The organism is Stenotrophomonas maltophilia group sp. Smal17 (genome assembly GCF_030237045.1).
GTDB lineage: Bacteria > Pseudomonadota > Gammaproteobacteria > Xanthomonadales > Xanthomonadaceae > Stenotrophomonas > Stenotrophomonas forensis.
The window spans coordinates 1-527 of sequence record NZ_JASJSU010000193.1 but is presented as its reverse complement, the minus strand read 5'-3'; the positions used below and the strand labels follow the sequence as shown (position 1 = coordinate 527).

Here is a 527-nt window from a genome sequence, read left to right as displayed (position 1 = left end):
ACTCAATCAATAAAGAGACTTCCGTCTCTCGCCTTAGCCTCACGACACGTCTGATAGAACATCTCAAACGCTCGCTACGTCACAAGTTTTAAAAGAACACGTACCAGCCACAGTGCTGATGCGTATATAAGATCGAATGTATGCGTCATTCAGAGAATGGTGGGTCTGGGTAGACTCGAACTACCGACCTCACCCTTATCAGGGGTGCGCTCTAACCACCTGAGCTACAGACCCGAAAGTGCTTTTTCAAAAAGTACGCACATGGATGTGCGGGCTCTTCGAAAGGGACTTCGGTATACAGCTCGAACATGGTGGAGCCTGTCGGGATCGAACCGACGACCCCCTGCTTGCAAAGCAGGTGCTCTCCCAGCTGAGCTAAGGCCCCAAAAGGGACTCTCATATCGGCCTGGCCGACATGATTCTCTGAATGCAGGTACTTTGTGAAGACGCCCGACAGGACGATGCTGTCTTTGCTCAAAAGGAGGTGATCCAGCCGCACCTTCCGATACGGCTACCTTGTTACGACT

The 527-nt window shown here is 51.6% G+C and carries 2 tRNA genes and 1 rRNA gene; all 3 read right to left on the bottom strand.

Going from position 1 to position 527, the window contains the following annotated elements:
- Window positions 1–157: 157 nt before the first annotated feature.
- A tRNA-Ile gene (locus QRO93_RS21545) sits at window positions 158–234 on the bottom strand.
- Window positions 235–309: 75 nt separating this feature from the next.
- Window positions 310–385: transfer RNA gene (locus QRO93_RS21540), tRNA-Ala, on the bottom strand.
- A 92-nt stretch (window positions 386–477) separates the two neighbouring features.
- Window positions 478–527: ribosomal RNA gene (locus QRO93_RS21535) — 16S ribosomal RNA — on the bottom strand; the annotation flags it as partial.